Consider the following 16,023-nt stretch of genomic DNA (forward strand, 5'->3'; position numbering starts at 1 on the left):
GGGATCGTCCAAGGCGACGTAGGACTTTCCTTAATCACAGCAGGTCGTGAAATTTGAGCCTGCAGGGGCTCGCTAAAAAAGAACGGTACAAACCGTCACGGCTACCCATGACGGTTCATACCGGGCGACGCGTTTAAGGAGTAGGCAGAGCACCGCAAACGGTGGTATCGGCGTTACGGCGGCTGACATAGAGAATCGTCGGTAGGGATTGGCCTGTCGTCACCCCGTCGGCTTTGAGTACGGTGTAATAGAACTCTACTCGCCCCAAAATCGCCGGTTGGACATACGTGGCGAAATCCGCGACGAATTCTTCGCCATTGTGGCCCGGCAGGCTGTGATCATTTACGACCACAATCGGAGGCAGCATTTCTGCTTGGACCAGTATGTTGGAGGACTCCAAGCCCTCTCCATACAGGGTCCAGAAACGCCTGATCGTGTCACCTGTTTTCAGATTGACCGCATCCTTGATTCTAGTGTCGATGCCAAGCTCAACAAACTGCTTGCAACTGATCGAGCGCAAGGTGCCGCCCGCACTCACGGATTTAGGGAATTGTGCCAGCGCCAGGTTCGTCAGTTCACTGGCAAACACATCAACCGGCGTAGACAGGGACGTGTCCACGTTGGGGTTCACACCATTCGTCAGGCTGTACCAGACGGGTTTGTCCAGTCCGTTAAGGCCGGCAGCGATGATTGAGGCAGGAATAGTGAAGGAAAACGTCCCTGAGTCAATTTCAGGCTGCGTCACGGTATGAGGGGTAGGGGTGAAAATCGGTATCCCGTCCCAGTAGAGCTGAAGTTGGTGCCCTGGCATCGCTCCGATATACACACCAAATGCGGCGGTAGCAGGGCCGTCATCACCCGGTCCAATCTCGTTGGTGAGTCCGTCGAAGGAGGTTACCGTAATCTGCGGCAGGTAATCCCGGATGGGACCGGGGCCTCCAGGTTCTCCAGCGGCTGACCGGAAGTCTGCAGCCACCGAAATAGAGTTGGACCATGCTGAAGCCGTGCCGCCATCCACCACTTGGTAACGTAGGTTGGCTGTACCGGCAACAGTGATCCCATAGGCCGCGAAGAGAATGAGCCATGGAATTTCAATCTTTGCGGGGTTTGCAAGGGTCGGCTCGGACGACAATGCAGCCGGGAACACGTGCCCACCCAAGTCGATGTTCAGGGTTTGGCCAGGTCTATAATTGGTCCAGCCAAAAATATACACTTCCGCCAATTTCAACTGCGCGTCCCGAAGGTCCAACGGTGCCGCCGGTACTGCGGGGTCGGTCAAGTTCGTCGGCTGGGGCGTTAAAAGATACTCAACCTCTCTCAACTTCGTCGGATAAATTGTTGAGTTCTCGGAGTAGTCAAAGTAACGGAACGACAGGTGCTCTACACGTGACCCCTTAGCGACAACTTCATCTTTAGTGAGAGAGACAACGACAGGCAAAGTATTAACCGGCAGACTGCTAACAACTTTTATTGGATCCGCATCTGTAACATTCCCATACAACCAAAGCTCATCCATTGCACGTGCAATTAGACGCCCTGGAACAGTAATATCAAGTGCATCGCCATTCGCGGCCAGTGACTCCAGCGTGACCTTCCCACCCACTGCACCGCCTGTCAACGTCACAGCATCCAATAAAATCCCACCGGCAGGGCCAATAGTATCGACGTTCACCAATGTAGTGTTGGACTGCTCGTTACCCCCCGATCCCAAAGCGATCTCATAACTGACACGATACTCCCCATGGTTCGATACATCGACATCCTTGATAGTTACTGCCAATGGCCAAACCAGACTCGACAATGGCTTAGGTCGTTCTATAGGATCTCCATAAACGACGCCATTCACGAACAACCGAAACACATCAGGGTTGCTTCCAGGAAGCGGAAAGGTATCGTCCCACATATCAACTTCAAGCTTGACGCCTTCCGTTTGCGCAACGATAGTTTTCATCAGATTAGGCGGTAAACCGACCACTGGAGGCAGGGCATTGGTAACTCTGAGGTCATCCACAGCTCTAGGTCCGTGGGGCGCAAGACCATGGGGAACAGGGGCCTCCAAGGGATTGACGCATTGAGTAGCGCTACTATCGTTGCCCTTCGACTTCTTTTTTTGATCGACTGAAGCTGCTTGAGTGTTATTTGACTTAGCCATCACTGCTTACTCCTGTAAGTTAAATGATTCACGCTCGTCACCCGACGCACGCGAGGGATGAGAGCTTAATTAGACATCACTCAATCAACTTGCACAGCCTGTGAAACTTGACAGCTGCACAAATGCACAAACTATGCATCTGAATGACAGACCACTTAAACAGCTGCCTTAATAACAAACACGCTAAAAACCAAACACCTTTAACACCAATTACTCTAAACAAACCTAAGTCTTCGGCTCACTCCAATGCAAAAACATCATCAGATTTTTCATAAATAAAAAAGAGGGCTTTCGCCCTCTTTTATTTCAGCCAACGTTTAAACGCCGCCACTATGCGGCCCCAGGCACGTTCCACCACCCGGTATCTTCAAATCGATATAGATAAGTTTCCTGGAGGACAACCCGGTCTCCCCCGTTGCCTTGAACAGACGATACTGCACAACCGCCGAGCCGAAATCCTTCACCAAACCCGGCAATGTGATCAAGCTGAATGGCTCGATACGGATCTCAACTTGGCCTCTGTCACGATCATCCGATGTCAGGCGATGCTCAAAACTCACCTCGGTACCACTGAAGGGCTCACCACTGCCATTTTTTGACGGGTAACTTTTCCAATATAAATGCACGTAATCACCGGTACTGAAATGAGTAAAATCCCAGAGTATGCCAATGAACACCCCTTCATAAGGTTCCGGTTTGGTACCGCACGCAATAAAGAACAGAGGGCTGTCATTCAATAGCACCGGACTCTTGAGGCCGGTCAGCGTGTCGAGGGTTACCCGTACAGGCGTTGAAGGGCTGCGCTGCCGGTTTATGCCGTTGTCTGTCCAGTAATAGACTTCAGCGAGGTTGACGGACGACGCCACTGCCCAGGGCACCCACAGCGTGATCAACTTCCCGGCCACGTCCCCCAGCTGTACGTCATAGGCCGCGACGATAACGTCGTCGCTGTTCCAGCACAGTTCAAGGCGTTCGCCTTGTTGCGGGTTTTCAAACAATCGCACTTCTACCCGCACCGGCCCGGGGCTATCAACGGAAGTCAGCACATTGTCGCCGGTCTTGCCCTTTATGATGGGGACGGCCAGCTTGCGATTGATCGGATCAGGCCCGCTGGGGTCCGGACCGGCCACACGCATATCTACATCATAAAAGCTGTCCGGTGACGGCTTGGAAGCGCTGCCTTGCTCATACACATAGCGCACACGCAATGGATAACGCGTAGAGAAACCACCGGCAGCAATAACAGACCACGGCACAGGCCTGAGAATCGGCCAGTGCTGCACATCGCCAATCTCTTGGATGCCGAGGGAATGAGTATTCCAATAGGTGTAAATTTTGGCCCCCGCTTCTGCGCCCTCTATCCGAGGGATGGTGACCGCCAGCTCTTTCGGCGGCCAGGTATCTTCAAAGAGGACCACACCCGTCAGCTCAGCCGGCTCAATGTAAGGACGAGGCAGGTCCGGCAACACAACCGGAGAGGCCTTGAGCTTGAGTGCATCAGAAAACTGCCCCACATTGCCGCCTCGATCCTCAAGCCGACAGGACACGAACCTGTCACCGCTACCGCTGGCACGCACGTGCGCCTCAGGAAGGGTGAACGCGATGGGCGCGCCTTGCACATGCGCTCTCGTAATGACAAAGGTGGCAGCCAGGCTTAGATCAGGAAGTGTTCCGTAATAGACGTAGATCAAATCGCCAATACGCATATCAAACCAACGCACCAGCCAGAACGGTATGCCACCGTGCGTGACCAAGTACCCATCCGTCACCTCAGTGCGAGCCTCGTCATCCACCTGCACATCCGGGGCAGGGTTACCACCATTCGGAGCGGTTTTGTCGACATTGACGAAGGTTGGAAATGAGTCGCTCGGCCCAATCAATCTGGCGCTGACATTATAAGTCAGCCGATGGATGCCCTCGGTCGACAAGATCGATTTGGGTAAGTACTGCACCAACGGAAAGATGTCGTCAGGGTTGTACGGACCTTTAATAGGGTGGGTATGCACAGTGTCGCCATTCCAACGATATTCCACCGTTGTCACCATGTCCTCCTCATGGAGGTTGAATGGCCAGACCCGTGCAATCGTAACTTCCAGATCCTGATCATGAAGAGCAAGCGGCAAGGTCCGAGCTGCTTCGTCCCACTCCAAATCCAGTGCCTGGGAAGGGTTAGGCGCGTCCAGCTCAAGTATCGTCGGGTCACGCATCGGCTTCGTGGCCGCTCTTGACCCATGAGGGGGCCGCCGGCCTGAGGGCAGGTTCGAATCAGACATGGTCACGCTCCTTGAGCAATCAATCGAGGATCGACCCGGGCGATCAGCGCGCTCAGGTCCGGATACTTATTGAATGCGCAAAAAAAGCGCGCGGATACTGTCAGAAATAACAGGGCTCCGCCGTTACCGATGAACGGCAGCCTGCCGCCCCAGGGGATTCAGGCAGGTGGCAACACCCAATTGATCGGCGTCTCGCCATTCTGCTCAAGAAACTTGTTGGTGCGACTGAAATGCCCGCACCCGAGGAACCCGCGATATGCCGACAGCGGCGACGGGTGCACCGAGGTCAACACCAGGTGCTTGGTGGCATCGATCAGCTTCTGCTTGCTCTGGGCATGGGCGCCCCACAGCAAAAACACCAGGTGCGGTTGATGCTCGCTGACCACTTCGATAATCCGATCGGTAAAGAACTGCCAGCCCTTGCCCGCATGGGCGTTGGCGTTGGCGCGCTCGACGGTCATGGTGGTGTTGAGCATCAGCACGCCCTGGTCCGCCCAGCTTTGCAGGTAGCCGTGATTGGGGATGTCGATGTTCAGGTCGCGCTTGAGCTCTTTATAGATATTGACCAGTGAAGGCGGCGCCGGCACGCCCGGTTGCACCGAGAAGCACAGGCCGTGGGCCTGGCCGGGGCCGTGGTACGGGTCCTGGCCGAGGATCACGACTTTGACCTTGTCCAGCGGCGTGGAATTGAGCGCGTTGAAAATCAGCGGGCCGGGCGGGTAGATCTCTTTGCCGGCGGCATGTTCCTGGCGCAGGAACTCGCGCAACTGCGCCATGTACGGCTGCTCGAACTGATCCCGCAGGGCGTGTTTCCAGCTGGGTTCGAGTTTGATACGGTCGTCTTCGGTCATGGTTGAATAGTCTTGTCAAAAAGAATGAGGCGAACCCTAGGAAAGCCGACCCCGCTTGTCAATTGATCTGACACACCACCGACACTTTCCTACGAAGCGATCATACTCATCCTTCAACGTATCGATTGAGGTCACGATGAACCTGCACTTCGAAGAGCTGACCGGCAGCGACGGTGCCCGCATCGGCATCGCCAGCCTCGACGCTGAAAAATCCCTCAATGCCCTTTCCTTGCCGATGATCCTCGCCCTGGGCGAACGCCTGGATACCTGGGCCAAGGACCCGAACATCGTCTGTGTACTGCTGCGCGGCAACGGCCCCAAAGCGTTTTGCGCCGGTGGCGAAGTCCGCAGCCTGGCGCAGGCCTGCCGGGAACAGCCAGGGGTTGTGCCGGACCTGGCCGCGCAGTTTTTTGCCGCGGAGTATCGCCTTGATTACCGCCTGCACACCTACCCCAAACCGCTGATCTGCTGGGGCCACGGCTACGTGCTGGGTGGCGGCATGGGCCTGCTGCAGAGTGCGGCAGTGCGCATCGTCACCCCCAGCAGCCGGTTGGCCATGCCGGAGATCAGCATCGGCCTGTACCCGGACGTCGGCGCCAGTTGGTTCCTGTCACGCCTGCCAGGCAAGCTCGGGCTCTTCCTGGGCCTCACGGGTGCCCATATCAACGGCCGCGACGCTTTGGACCTGGGCCTGGCCGACCGCTTCCTGCGCGACGACCAGCAAGACGAACTGCTCGATGGCCTGCTGCAGCTGAACTGGCAGGAACAGACCTCGATGCAACTCAACAGCCTGCTCAAGGCGCTGGCCCAGGAAGCCGTCGATCAGCAACCCGAAGCACAATGGCTGCCGCGCCGGGCACAGATCGACGAATGGCTGGACGTGGGTGATGTGCGATGCGCCTGGCGCGCCTTGAGTCAATTGCGCGAACACGCCGACCCACTGTTCAGCCGGGCCGGCAAGACGCTCAGCGAAGGCTGCCCGTTGACCGCGCACCTGGTATGGGAACAGATCCAGCGTGGCCGGCATCTGTCCCTGGCGCAGGTGTTCCAGATGGAATACACCCTGAGCCTCAATTGCTGCCGTCACCCCGAATTCAGCGAAGGCGTGCGTGCGCGGCTGATCGACAAGGACCAGGCGCCGCATTGGCATTGGCCGGATATCAACGCGATTCCGGAGGCGGTGGTGCAGGCGCACTTCAATAAGGCGTGGGAAGGCCGCCATCCGCTGGCAGACCTGTCCGATTATTGATTAATTGTGGCCAATAAAAAGCGGCGCTTCCTGCGCCGCTTGCACTACAGACCGGTCAGCGATGACCGCCGCGACCGCCTCCATGGTCACCGCGGCCGTGCCCGCCATTGCCCCAACGATCGCCGCCCCAGCCTTGGTTCGGATAAGGCCGGTAACCGGCACGCGGTCCGTAGTAACGCGGGGCCGGCTGGTAGTAGCGCGGGGCCGAGTAATAACGCGGTTGGGGCGCGTAATAGCGCTGCGCAGGGTAGTAATCACGGCGGTACGGGTACGCCGTGCCACCCCCGTAGTAATACACCGGTGCCGGTGAGGTGTAGACCTCGGATCGATAGTAGCTCTGGCCTCCATCGTAATAAGGCACACAAGCAGAAAGGGTCAGACCGAGTAAAGCGCTGAGCAGCAGTCGTCGATACATGGCGGCCTCCTGGACCGCGGAAGAGCACCTCCAGCGACGCGGGAGGGCGGCATCCAGCTTTCGCTGAATGACGAAATATCTGACATCAAAAACGGAATCTGGTGCGTTCTTGCAACAGCTTGATACATCTGCGCAGGCTTTATCGATTCAGTTAATTTGTCTGGATCGAAACTTTGTCGATTGCGATGATGTCACTATGACACTGCACCAGGCCAGGGAGGCTCTACCGTGCGTCCTCCGTTACTACCGTCGGATTCAAGCCATGAAAATCTCAACCAAGCTGCTGCTTTCATTTCTACTGTGTGCGCTGGTCACCCTCGGGGTCGGCTTGTTGGGCATCAAAGGCGTGGTGCGCCTCGCCACGGCATTAGAGCTAACGTTCTCCAACAACCTGGTTTCCGTGAGCAACACCGCCGCTACCCTCAATGGCTTGGTGGCCCATAACCGGGGCCTGTACCGATTGATGGATGCCAGCAAAGGCGAAGTGTCCGCCCAGGATCGTGAACGCGTGCGCCAGGATATCGCCCAGGAACTCAAGCGCAGCCAAGCTGCGTACGCCACCTACCGCGCAACGCCGCTGGAAGATGATGAACGCGCAGCGGGAGACAAACTCGACCAGATCCTGCCCACCTACATCAGCAGCTCCGAACGCATCATGTCGCTGCTCGACGGCAACAAGGTCGATGAGGCCCGCACCCAGCTCAATACCACCAACAATGAAGTCTTCCGTCAGGCGCGCGAGCTGATCCGCGTGATGATCGAATCCAATAACCGCCAGATCAAAGAGGGGGCGGTCGCCGCCGACGAACTGCGCAACAGCGCGTTGACGTGGATGATCAGCGGCATTGTGCTGGCCTTCATCATCGCCCTGACTGTCGGTGTATTGATCACCCGCCTGATCACTCGCCCCATCGCTCAGGCCGTGCAGAGTGCACAACGCATTGCCAAGGGCGACTTGACCCAAGCCATCACCACCGAGCGTACCGACGAAGCCGGGCAACTGTTGGTGGCGCTGTCGGATATGCAGGGCGGCTTGAAAAGCACCCTGGTGGAAATCGCCAACGCGTCCGACCAGCTTGCATCGGCCGCCGAAGAACTGAGTGCGGTCACCGATGAAAGCAGCCGTGGCCTGACCCGTCAGAATGATGAGATCCAGCAAGCGGCCACCGCCGTCAACCAGATGACCGCAGCCGTGGACGAAGTGGCCAGCAACGCCGTCTCGACCTCTGAAGCCTCGCGCCAGGCCACCACCGAAGCCGAAGATGGCCGTCAGCAAGTGGAACAGGCCGTGTCCGGCATGAGTTCGATGGTGGTCGAGATTAACGACTCCACGCAGTCGGTCGCAGACCTCGCCGGCCAGGTGCGGGAAATCGGCAAGGTGATCGATGTGATCCGCGGCATCGCCGACCAGACCAACCTGCTGGCCCTCAACGCCGCCATTGAAGCGGCGCGGGCGGGAGAGCAAGGTCGTGGCTTTGCGGTGGTCGCCGATGAAGTGCGAGCGCTGGCCCATCGCACCCAGACGTCCACGGTCGATATTGAAAAGATGATTGGTGAAGTGCAGACCGGCGCCGACGATGCGGTTGCGGCAATGAATAAGAGCCTGACCTGGGCCAACAACACCCAGACCCTGGCGCAGAACGCCGGCGAAGCGCTGCAACGGATCACCGCCAGTGTGGCGAAGATCAATGAACGCAACCTGGTGATCGCCTCCGCCTCGGAAGAACAGGCCCAGGTGGCCCGCGAAGTCGACCGCAACCTGCTGAACATTCAGGACCTGTCCACCCAGACGGCGGCCGGTGCCCATCAGACCAGCGCGTCCAGCCAGGACCTGTCGCGCCTGGCCACCTCGTTCAACGTACTGGTCAGCAAGTTCCAGCTCTAAGTAGCCCGGGCGGGGTCGGCCCTGTATCGTACAAGGCACAGCGGGATTCTCCGCAACCTTGCCCGATCCAGCCCGAACCTGCCCATGACCACGCCAACCCTTTGCCCCGCCTGCGGGGCCCGCAACGACTGCACCCTGGCTGACCCACGTACGGTCGACCAGGCCTGCTGGTGTTACAGCGTCACCATCGACCCCGCCGTGCTCCAAGCCCTGCCCGATGAGTTGCGCAACACAGCCTGCCTGTGCCCGCGTTGCGCCCAGGTCGATGCGCAGTTGCGTGGCGCTGAGCCGACGTAATGCGGGTTGATCGCTTCCTCAGCAACCTGCCTCGGTTCAATCGCAAGCAAGTGCGCCTGTTGCTGGTTGAGCGGCGCGTGTCGATCGACGGCATGGCCGTCAGCGATCCTCATCATGAGGTGCGGACATTCAGCCGCGTATGCGTGGACGATGAAGTGCTGCAGGCGGGCAAACCGGCGCGCTACTTCATGCTGCACAAGCCCCAGGGTTGCGTGAGCGCCACGGCGGATCCGCAACACCCGACCGTCCTGGATTTACTCGACGAGCCGGACAAAGATGAACTGCACATCGCCGGTCGCCTGGATTTCAACACTACCGGCCTGATGCTGATCACCAACGACGGCCAATGGTCGCGGCGCCTGACGCAGCCGCAGACCAAACTGCCCAAGATCTACCACGTGGAGACCGAACAGGACATCGGCCCTGAGTATGCGACCACCTTTGCCGACGGCCTGTACTTCGCCTTCGAGGACCTCACGACTCAACCCGCCGAGCTGGAATTGCTTGGGCCAACAACGGCGCGGCTGAGCATCATCGAAGGTCGTTACCATCAAGTGAAGCGCATGTTCGGACACTTTGATAACAAGGTAATCGGCCTGCATCGCGAGCGCATGGGCCCGTTGGTACTGGATGCGACCCTCGCGCCGGGCCAATATCGTGCACTGACTGACGACGAAATCCGCCAGGTCTGACGACCGTTCAGCCGGTGATGGGCAAAAAACGGCTCCATCGCCTTGCGGGGCACCCGCTCTGCTGCTTGAATCAGAATCACCAGTTTAAATATGACTGGCGAGTCGCCTATAACCTCCAAGAAACACCTTGCCCCGCCCGCGCTTGATCTACGGGCCTTCCCGGCAAACAGCCCGCCATAACAACACCCGTCGGCCAGCCGTCATCGGATCGACATGGGCCCTCACTTTCCAGGCGTATGCCTACCTGTCACATAGCTCGTGCAGAGTGATCTGCGCGCCCTACCCGCTTGCCAGGAGTCTTACGACATGAGGCCAGAAATCGCTGTGTTGGATATACAGGGTCAATACCGGGTTTACACGGAGTTCTATCGCGCGGACGCTGCTGCAAAGACCATCATCCTGGTCAACGGCTCCATGGCCACCACGGCATCCTTCGCCCAAACCGTGAAAAGCCTGTACCCACAGTTCAATGTGGTTTTGTACGATCAGCCCTACGCCGGTCGTTCCAAAATCCATAACCGCCATGAGCAAATGCTGACGAAGGAAGTCGAAGGCCAGCTCCTGCTGGAACTCATCGACCACTTTGCCGCCGAACACGTGCTGTCATTTTCCTGGGGCGGCGCCGCCACCCTGGTCGCCCTCGCGCACCGCCCTCGTCGCGTGGAAAAAGCCGTGATCAGCTCGTTCTCCCCGGTGATCAACGCACCGATGCGCGACTACCTGGAACGAGGCGTCGACTACCTCGGCAACCTCGACCGCGACCGTGTCGGCCACCTGGTCAACAGCACCATCGGCAAACACCTGCCGTCACTGTTCAAGCGGTTCAACTACAAACACGTGAGCAGCCTGGCCGAGCATGAGTACGGGCAGATGCACTTTCACATCAGCCATGTGCTGAACAGCGATCGCCTGTGCTACCTCAAGGCGGCCAAGCAGATCGATATTCCGGTGTTGTTCCTGAACGGCGAATGGGACGAGTACACCAGCGCCCAGGATGCCAAGTTGTTTGGGCAGCATGTTTCTAACAGCAGCTTCAGTACCATCCAGGCTACCGGGCATTTTCTGGACATGGAGCACAAAGCAGCATGCCGCGACAGTCGGGATGCGGTGGTGGGCTTCTTGAAACCGGAGCGGCAGGTCAGCCGGTTGCGTTATCAACATGGCCAGACGCAGCATGCATTTGCAATCTGAGGTACAAGCTTGTGTCGGAGCTGGCTTGCCTGCGACAGCCTTACTGAAGTGTGACTGACACACCGAGGTGTCGATATTGCAGGCAAGCCATCTCCCACACACATTTTTGAAGAAAAACTTCAAATCCCGGTGAACATCTGGTACAAAGTCAGCCGCTCTGAGCGGGTATAGTTTAATGGTAGAACAGTAGCTTCCCAAGCTTCCGACGAGGGTTCGATTCCCTCTACCCGCTCCACTCAAATTCGTGTTCCACGCCAGGTTGTTTTTGACGGGGGATGCATAAAAAAACCGGTCCTTTGAGACCGGTTTTTTTATGGCCGCGATTTGACGTATCAGCGACTTGCGTCGAGCATACCTGTACAAATCAATATTTTTGTACAACTATCACTCCAAGCACTGACACACCATCACGGAGCCGAGCAATGACACGTCTATTGGTTTCATTGTTGCTGGCCTTGAGCTTGGGCAGTTGCGCCAACGTAGGCGTCGAGCACTACGCTGGCCAACAGCCGCAACTGGACCTGGAGCGATTCTTCAGCAAGCCCGTCAAGGCTTGGGGGATTTTCCAGAAGCGCTCGGGCGAAGTGGCCAAGCGCTTTGAAGTGAATATCGCCAGCCGACGCGAGGGGAACGCCCTGATTCTCGACGAGCGCTTCCTGTACAGCGACGGCACGCGTCAACAGCGGGTGTGGACGCTGACACCGGACGGCCCGGGGCGCTGGCGCGGTCGAGCGGGTGATGTGGTCGGCGAGGCGATCGGCGAAGTGGCGGGTAACGCACTGCGTTGGCGCTACCGACTCAACCTGCCGGTGGACGGCTCGGTCTACGAGGTGAGCTTTGATGACTGGATGTACCTGATGGACGAAGACACCCTGATCAACCGCTCCAGCATGACCAAGTTCGGCGTCGAATGGGGCCAGGTCACGTTGTTCTTTCGTCGTCAGTGAATGACCCACCACGGGAGAGAATCATGAATCTGCACAGGCTGACTGAATTGGCAGTGAAAGGTGAAATTCGCGAGCTTCAGCTGCTGTCGCTGGAGGGTGGTTTCTACCTCGCGCGCGTCAAGCTGGATCATGCCGAAATGACATTGCAGGGCGATGATGCCAAGCCGCTGCGCATCCGCTCCACCACGCATTTGCGCGATTTGTTGCAACGGGTTCCGCCGTTTCCCTGTGTGCTGGTGCAGCACTGCGTACACGATGAAATGTGCGGTGTTCGGGAAGGGCCTATTGGTGCGTTGCGAATTCCGTTTACGCTGGATTCGTCCGTTTAGGGCTGCGTATGTGTAGGACAGAACTGCGTTTCCGGAAAAGAGGCAATCAATCCTCCCTCTCCATCCCCCGCTGCACCACCCACGCCAACGGCAACGTCACCCACAACACCCCCGCCAGCACCATCACCGCTACCGGCACGCCCAATGCGTCCCCCACCCCGCCAAACACCACCGGCGCCAGCGCCCCACCACCAATCGTGCCGGTGTAGAACACCGCAAACGCCTGCTCCCGCTTACCTGCACCCGCCAGGTCTGGCACCGCGCCGTACAGCACCGACGACGTGCCATTGAGCACTAGGCCCAGCAACGGCAACATCACCATCAGCCTGGTCAGCGGCAAATACACGGCGGCGACGATCAGCAACGCCGTGCTGCTTTCCGTCAACCACACCGTCCTCATCATGCCGATGCGCGCGCCCAGGTAGCCGCAGAATAATTTGCCGAACGCGCCACCGATAAACAGCAGGGTCAGGGCCAGGCCGATACCGGCGGTGCCCGCACCTTTGGCTTGCAGCAGAAACGGCAGGAAGGTAAGAAATCCCATGCGCACGGCGCTGTCGAGGGTGCCGGTGAGGATCAGTGCGCGCAGGCCGGTGACAGAGCCGGCTCCGATAGGCGACTTGTTTTTTTGGGTCGCCAACGAGGCGTCCGGCTGACGGGGAATCAGCCACCACAACAAGCCCGCCGCAGCCAACCCCAGCAATCCCAGGAACGTGGCACTGGCGCGCCAACTGATGACCGTGAGCAACAAGCCGACCAGACCGGGAACCAGGGTTTTGCCAATGTCACCGGAGAAGTTGTACTGGGCCAAGGCCTGCTTGATTCCGCCACCGTCCTCATAGGCATCGCTGATCATCGAGGACGCCAGTGGGTGTTGGGTACTGGCGCCCAATCCGCCCAACAGCAACGCCAGCAGTAGCATCACCAGTCCAGTGGCTTGCCCCACCATTAGATAAGCCGCCCCCGCGAGGGCGGTTCCGCCCACTAGCATCGGCACACGGCCCCAGCGTTTCGCGGCGCGGCTGGCCATGAGCTGGAACACCGCCATCATTCCCGAATAAGCCCCACGTAAAAGTCCGACCTGAGCGTAGGACAGCGCGAACTGCGTTTGCCAGATCGGCAGCAGCACGTAGATGACGTCGGTAAGGCCATCATGCACGGCATGGGCGCTGCAGCCGGCGATCAGCGTGCGTCGACGGGTTGATGAGGCGGGAGCGGGCATAGCGACAGTGTCGTTCATGGCGTCGGGATCAGTTCAGGTTCAGAGGGCTTCCAGCCGTTCAGGGCGATCAGCAAGGTCAGTATCTGGAAGGTGATAATCAGCGCCACACACCCGGTCCAGCCCCAGCGCTCCCAGATCAACGCCGGGACAATCGCACCGCAACTGCCCCCCAGGTAATAGCACGTGAGGTACACGCCCACGGCACTTGCTTTGTTATCGCGGGCGGTAGCGGCAGTAAAGGCGTTGGCCGCCGCCTGAGCGAGAAACACGCCGGTGGAACTGAGGGCCAGGCCCACCACGATGCACCACAACGAAGGCACCAGGGTCAGCGCTGAGCCGCTGATGCCGAGCAGCGCAGCAACGCTTAGAAGTTCGGCGTGAGGCCGCGACTTGCTGAGGCGACCGGCGATGGGGATAACGATTAGCGCCAGCAGGAACACCATGTAAAGCGTGCCCAACGCCGCAGGTCCGAGGTTGAATGGCGGTAATCCCAGGTACAAACCTGCGTAGGTAAACGCTGCAACTTGGGAGAACAGCACACAAAATCCTACAGCGTAGGCCGCCAGCAAAGGCTTGCGAAAAACAGCCGAAAATGGGGACTGAACCTTCGCCGAGCGCGCACGACTCACAGGCAACAAGAACTGAATAAACCCACCCACCATCAGGCTCAACACCGCCAACCCTTCAAAGGCTTCGCGCCAGCCCACGTATTCGGTCATCACCCCCGTGACAAAGCGCCCGGCAAAGCCACCCAACACGGTGCCCGCCACATACAGGCTGGTGACTTCCGTCACCGTGCCGCCACTCCAGCGGTCGCCGATATACGCCACGCTGGTGGCGAACACCACAGGGATCAACATACCCTCGACAAACCGCCACACCAGCACTTCGGCAAAGCTGTCGGCATAGGCAGTCATCAGCGCCGGCACCGCCAGCAGCAAGGCCGCCATGCTGATCACCGTGCGTTGCTCAAAGCGCCCGGTCAGCCGGCTGACAAACGGCGCAGTCATTGCCACGGCCAACGTCGTCACGGTGATACTCCACCCTGCTGCCTTGGCGCTGATCTGAAACTGCGTGGCAAAGGTCTGGAGAATGCTCTGGGTGGCGTACAGGTTGAGGAACGCCGCGCAGCCACACAGGAACAGGGCAAGGCGGGCACAATGCAGGCGCGGTTTCATGAAACCTCTCGTTTTATTTTGTGAGGTCTTTATAGAATGGCCGGTGGGTCCTGAACCAATACCGATTTCGGACCGATCAATACCCAAGGACCAGGATGCTCGACCTACGCAAGCTGCGTTACTTTCTGACCGTCGCCGAAGAACTGCACTTCGGTCGCGCGGCCATTCGGCTGCACCTGGCGCAGCCGCCGCTGACGCGGCAGATTTCGGCGCTGGAGACCGAGCTGGGCTTCAGGCTGTTTGATCGCACCAGCCGCACCGTCACCCTCACCGCTCAAGGTCGTTCATTCCTGCCCTACGCACGCGGCGTGCTGGAGCAGGTGGAATTGGCGCAAGTGATCGCCGGCAAGCTGGCGGCGGGCACTGCCGGGCAGCTGGCGCTGGGGTATGTCAGCTCGATCGCGCTGTCGGATCTGTTCAGCCAGGCGATCCAGGCGTTTGCCCTGCGGTTTCCCGATGTGCAGTTGACCCTGGTGGAGTGTGCCTCGGGCAGCCTGGGCGCGCAGGTAGCGGACGGTCGGCTGGATATCGGGCTGAGTCGCCTGTTACCACAGAGCGACGAGGTGCAAGCGCTGTCCTTGGGCGAAGAACGCTTGGTGGCCGCCGTGTCCAGTGGCAGTCCGCTGGCCAGTCAGCCGAGCGTCAACCTGGCGCAGCTGAGTGCCTACCCGTTGATTCTGTTTCCAGCCGATTATGGATCGGGGCTCAACCGGTCCATCGAACAGCTTTACCGACACCACGGCCAACCCATGCGCCCCGGCCCGACCGGGCGGCAGATCACATCGATCATTGCACTGGTGGCGGCCGGTCAAGGTGTGGCATTGGTACCGGCGTGCACGCAGAGTCTGATGAATAAAGGCGTGACATACAGGCCGCTGGTGGAGGGGGATGCGTGTGCAAAGTTGCTGGTTCTGACCCGAACTGAAACAAAAAGTGTGCTGGTGGATGCGTTTCTCGCCGTCATTGCACAGACGCGACATACTCGGTAACGCCTTAGCAAAACCCCGCAATACCTATCTCCGGCGCCATTCTGAGGCGCTCATACACTCCCTTTACCGCCTACCAGAATGCCGGTCATCGACCGCTGGTAGGTAGAGTATTGATAATTCCAAATCAGTGGTTATAGTCACCACCAACACACACCACAAGGAGGTGTTGTGGATAGCCGATATTTGATAGGCCACATTGTTGCGGACGGTTGGTACCTGGCGCGCATACGAGGCAGTCACCACCACTTCAAGCACCCGACAAAGCCGGGGCTGGTGACGATTCCCCATCCGAAGAAGGACCTGTTGGACAAAACAGCCAAGAGCATTTTGAAACAGGCGCTGCTGAGTTAATC

Annotated in this window: 15 protein-coding genes and 1 tRNA gene; 10 read left to right on the forward strand and 6 right to left on the reverse strand. The window is 58.5% G+C overall.

The annotated features are described in order from the left end of the window. Nucleotides 1-133 precede the first annotated feature (133 nt). The 3 genes from BM403_RS17210 to ung all read right to left on the reverse strand — a co-directional run bounded on the left by BM403_RS17210 (nucleotide 134) and on the right by ung (nucleotide 5,276). Complete coding sequence (locus BM403_RS17210) at nucleotides 134-2,152, reverse strand: hypothetical protein (protein ID WP_093543927.1); 2,019 nt, start codon at nucleotides 2,150-2,152, stop codon at nucleotides 134-136. Nucleotides 2,153-2,469: 317 nt separating this feature from the next. Continuing rightward, a complete protein-coding gene (locus BM403_RS17215; protein ID WP_093543929.1) occupies nucleotides 2,470-4,425 on the reverse strand; it encodes a hypothetical protein in 1,956 nt (651 codons plus the stop codon). Nucleotides 4,426-4,583: 158 nt separating this feature from the next. Next, entirely contained in the window at nucleotides 4,584-5,276 is a 693-nt protein-coding gene (gene ung, locus BM403_RS17220; protein ID WP_093543931.1) for a uracil-DNA glycosylase, read from the reverse strand. A 136-nt stretch (nucleotides 5,277-5,412) separates the two neighbouring features. Between ung and BM403_RS17225 the strand changes: the two genes are divergently transcribed. Beyond that, a complete protein-coding gene (locus BM403_RS17225; protein ID WP_012722743.1) occupies nucleotides 5,413-6,525 on the forward strand; it encodes an enoyl-CoA hydratase/isomerase family protein in 1,113 nt (370 codons plus the stop codon). A gap of 55 nt (nucleotides 6,526-6,580) precedes the next feature. On the opposite strand, the gene BM403_RS17230 is transcribed toward BM403_RS17225, so the two are convergent. Further along, nucleotides 6,581-6,940 (reverse strand): hypothetical protein, encoded by a 360-nt coding sequence (locus tag BM403_RS17230; protein ID WP_093543933.1) that lies wholly within the window; start codon nucleotides 6,938-6,940, stop codon nucleotides 6,581-6,583. Between the two features lie 262 nt (nucleotides 6,941-7,202). Between BM403_RS17230 and BM403_RS17235 the strand changes: the two genes are divergently transcribed. The 7 genes from BM403_RS17235 to BM403_RS17265 all read left to right on the forward strand — a co-directional run bounded on the left by BM403_RS17235 (nucleotide 7,203) and on the right by BM403_RS17265 (nucleotide 12,281). Beyond that, entirely contained in the window at nucleotides 7,203-8,825 is a 1,623-nt protein-coding gene (locus BM403_RS17235; protein ID WP_093543935.1) for a methyl-accepting chemotaxis protein, read from the forward strand. Nucleotides 8,826-8,909: 84 nt separating this feature from the next. Beyond that, nucleotides 8,910-9,122 carry a cysteine-rich CWC family protein gene (locus BM403_RS17240; RefSeq protein ID WP_046034519.1) on the forward strand — a complete coding sequence of 71 codons (213 nt, stop codon included), beginning with the start codon at nucleotides 8,910-8,912 and terminating at the stop codon, nucleotides 9,120-9,122. Continuing rightward, nucleotides 9,122-9,814, forward strand: a complete 693-nt coding sequence (locus tag BM403_RS17245; protein WP_093543937.1) for a 16S rRNA pseudouridine(516) synthase — start codon at nucleotides 9,122-9,124, stop codon at nucleotides 9,812-9,814. The genes BM403_RS17240 and BM403_RS17245 overlap by 1 nt, the downstream gene beginning before the upstream one ends. A 306-nt stretch (nucleotides 9,815-10,120) precedes the next feature. After that, complete coding sequence (locus BM403_RS17250) at nucleotides 10,121-11,005, forward strand: alpha/beta fold hydrolase (RefSeq protein WP_012722737.1); 885 nt, start codon at nucleotides 10,121-10,123, stop codon at nucleotides 11,003-11,005. A gap of 161 nt (nucleotides 11,006-11,166) precedes the next feature. Then, nucleotides 11,167-11,240: transfer RNA gene (locus BM403_RS17255), tRNA-Gly, on the forward strand. 187 nt (nucleotides 11,241-11,427) lie between these two features. Further along, nucleotides 11,428-11,952: a DUF3833 domain-containing protein gene (locus BM403_RS17260; protein WP_046034517.1), complete on the forward strand. Its 525-nt coding sequence runs from the start codon at nucleotides 11,428-11,430 to the stop codon at nucleotides 11,950-11,952. Between the two features lie 23 nt (nucleotides 11,953-11,975). Next, nucleotides 11,976-12,281, forward strand: a complete 306-nt coding sequence (locus BM403_RS17265; RefSeq protein ID WP_046034516.1) for a DUF6482 family protein — start codon at nucleotides 11,976-11,978, stop codon at nucleotides 12,279-12,281. Between the two features lie 46 nt (nucleotides 12,282-12,327). Here the strand turns inward: BM403_RS17265 and BM403_RS17270 are convergent, their stop codons facing one another. Then, nucleotides 12,328-13,521 carry an MFS transporter gene (locus tag BM403_RS17270; RefSeq protein WP_093543939.1) on the reverse strand — a complete coding sequence of 398 codons (1,194 nt, stop codon included), beginning with the start codon at nucleotides 13,519-13,521 and terminating at the stop codon, nucleotides 12,328-12,330. Further along, complete coding sequence (locus BM403_RS17275) at nucleotides 13,518-14,681, reverse strand: MFS transporter (protein WP_046034514.1); 1,164 nt, start codon at nucleotides 14,679-14,681, stop codon at nucleotides 13,518-13,520. Before BM403_RS17275 ends, BM403_RS17270 begins: the two co-directional genes overlap by 4 nt. 95 nt (nucleotides 14,682-14,776) lie before the next feature. Between BM403_RS17275 and BM403_RS17280 the strand changes: the two genes are divergently transcribed. Continuing rightward, nucleotides 14,777-15,670 (forward strand): LysR family transcriptional regulator, encoded by an 894-nt coding sequence (locus tag BM403_RS17280; protein WP_093543942.1) that lies wholly within the window; start codon nucleotides 14,777-14,779, stop codon nucleotides 15,668-15,670. Between the two features lie 168 nt (nucleotides 15,671-15,838). Beyond that, on the forward strand, nucleotides 15,839-16,021 hold the full coding sequence (locus BM403_RS17285; RefSeq protein ID WP_012722731.1) for a type II toxin-antitoxin system HicA family toxin: 183 nt from the start codon (nucleotides 15,839-15,841) through the stop codon (nucleotides 16,019-16,021). The last annotated feature ends 2 nt before the right edge of the window (nucleotides 16,022-16,023 follow it).

Source organism: Pseudomonas sp. OV546 (assembly GCF_900116845.1).
In the GTDB taxonomy this organism is placed as follows: Bacteria; Pseudomonadota; Gammaproteobacteria; order Pseudomonadales; family Pseudomonadaceae; genus Aquipseudomonas; species Aquipseudomonas petroselini.

What these genes read in the sequence shown, in the direction of transcription:
- BM403_RS17240 (WP_046034519.1), top strand. Translation starts at nt 8,910, where the DNA reads ATGACCACGCCAACCCTTTGCCCCGCCTGCGGGGCCCGCAACGACTGC.
- BM403_RS17275 (WP_046034514.1), bottom strand. Translation starts at nt 14,681, where the DNA reads ATGAAACCGCGCCTGCATTGTGCCCGCCTTGCCCTGTTCCTGTGTGGC.
- BM403_RS17245 (WP_093543937.1), top strand. Translation starts at nt 9,122, where the DNA reads ATGCGGGTTGATCGCTTCCTCAGCAACCTGCCTCGGTTCAATCGCAAG.
- BM403_RS17210 (WP_093543927.1), bottom strand. Translation starts at nt 2,152, where the DNA reads ATGGCTAAGTCAAATAACACTCAAGCAGCTTCAGTCGATCAAAAAAAG.
- BM403_RS17280 (WP_093543942.1), top strand. Translation starts at nt 14,777, where the DNA reads ATGCTCGACCTACGCAAGCTGCGTTACTTTCTGACCGTCGCCGAAGAA.
- BM403_RS17215 (WP_093543929.1), bottom strand. Translation starts at nt 4,425, where the DNA reads ATGTCTGATTCGAACCTGCCCTCAGGCCGGCGGCCCCCTCATGGGTCA.
- BM403_RS17260 (WP_046034517.1), top strand. Translation starts at nt 11,428, where the DNA reads ATGACACGTCTATTGGTTTCATTGTTGCTGGCCTTGAGCTTGGGCAGT.
- BM403_RS17235 (WP_093543935.1), top strand. Translation starts at nt 7,203, where the DNA reads ATGAAAATCTCAACCAAGCTGCTGCTTTCATTTCTACTGTGTGCGCTG.
- BM403_RS17270 (WP_093543939.1), bottom strand. Translation starts at nt 13,521, where the DNA reads ATGAACGACACTGTCGCTATGCCCGCTCCCGCCTCATCAACCCGTCGA.
- BM403_RS17225 (WP_012722743.1), top strand. Translation starts at nt 5,413, where the DNA reads ATGAACCTGCACTTCGAAGAGCTGACCGGCAGCGACGGTGCCCGCATC.
- BM403_RS17250 (WP_012722737.1), top strand. Translation starts at nt 10,121, where the DNA reads ATGAGGCCAGAAATCGCTGTGTTGGATATACAGGGTCAATACCGGGTT.
- ung (WP_093543931.1), bottom strand. Translation starts at nt 5,276, where the DNA reads ATGACCGAAGACGACCGTATCAAACTCGAACCCAGCTGGAAACACGCC.
- BM403_RS17265 (WP_046034516.1), top strand. Translation starts at nt 11,976, where the DNA reads ATGAATCTGCACAGGCTGACTGAATTGGCAGTGAAAGGTGAAATTCGC.
- BM403_RS17230 (WP_093543933.1), bottom strand. Translation starts at nt 6,940, where the DNA reads ATGTATCGACGACTGCTGCTCAGCGCTTTACTCGGTCTGACCCTTTCT.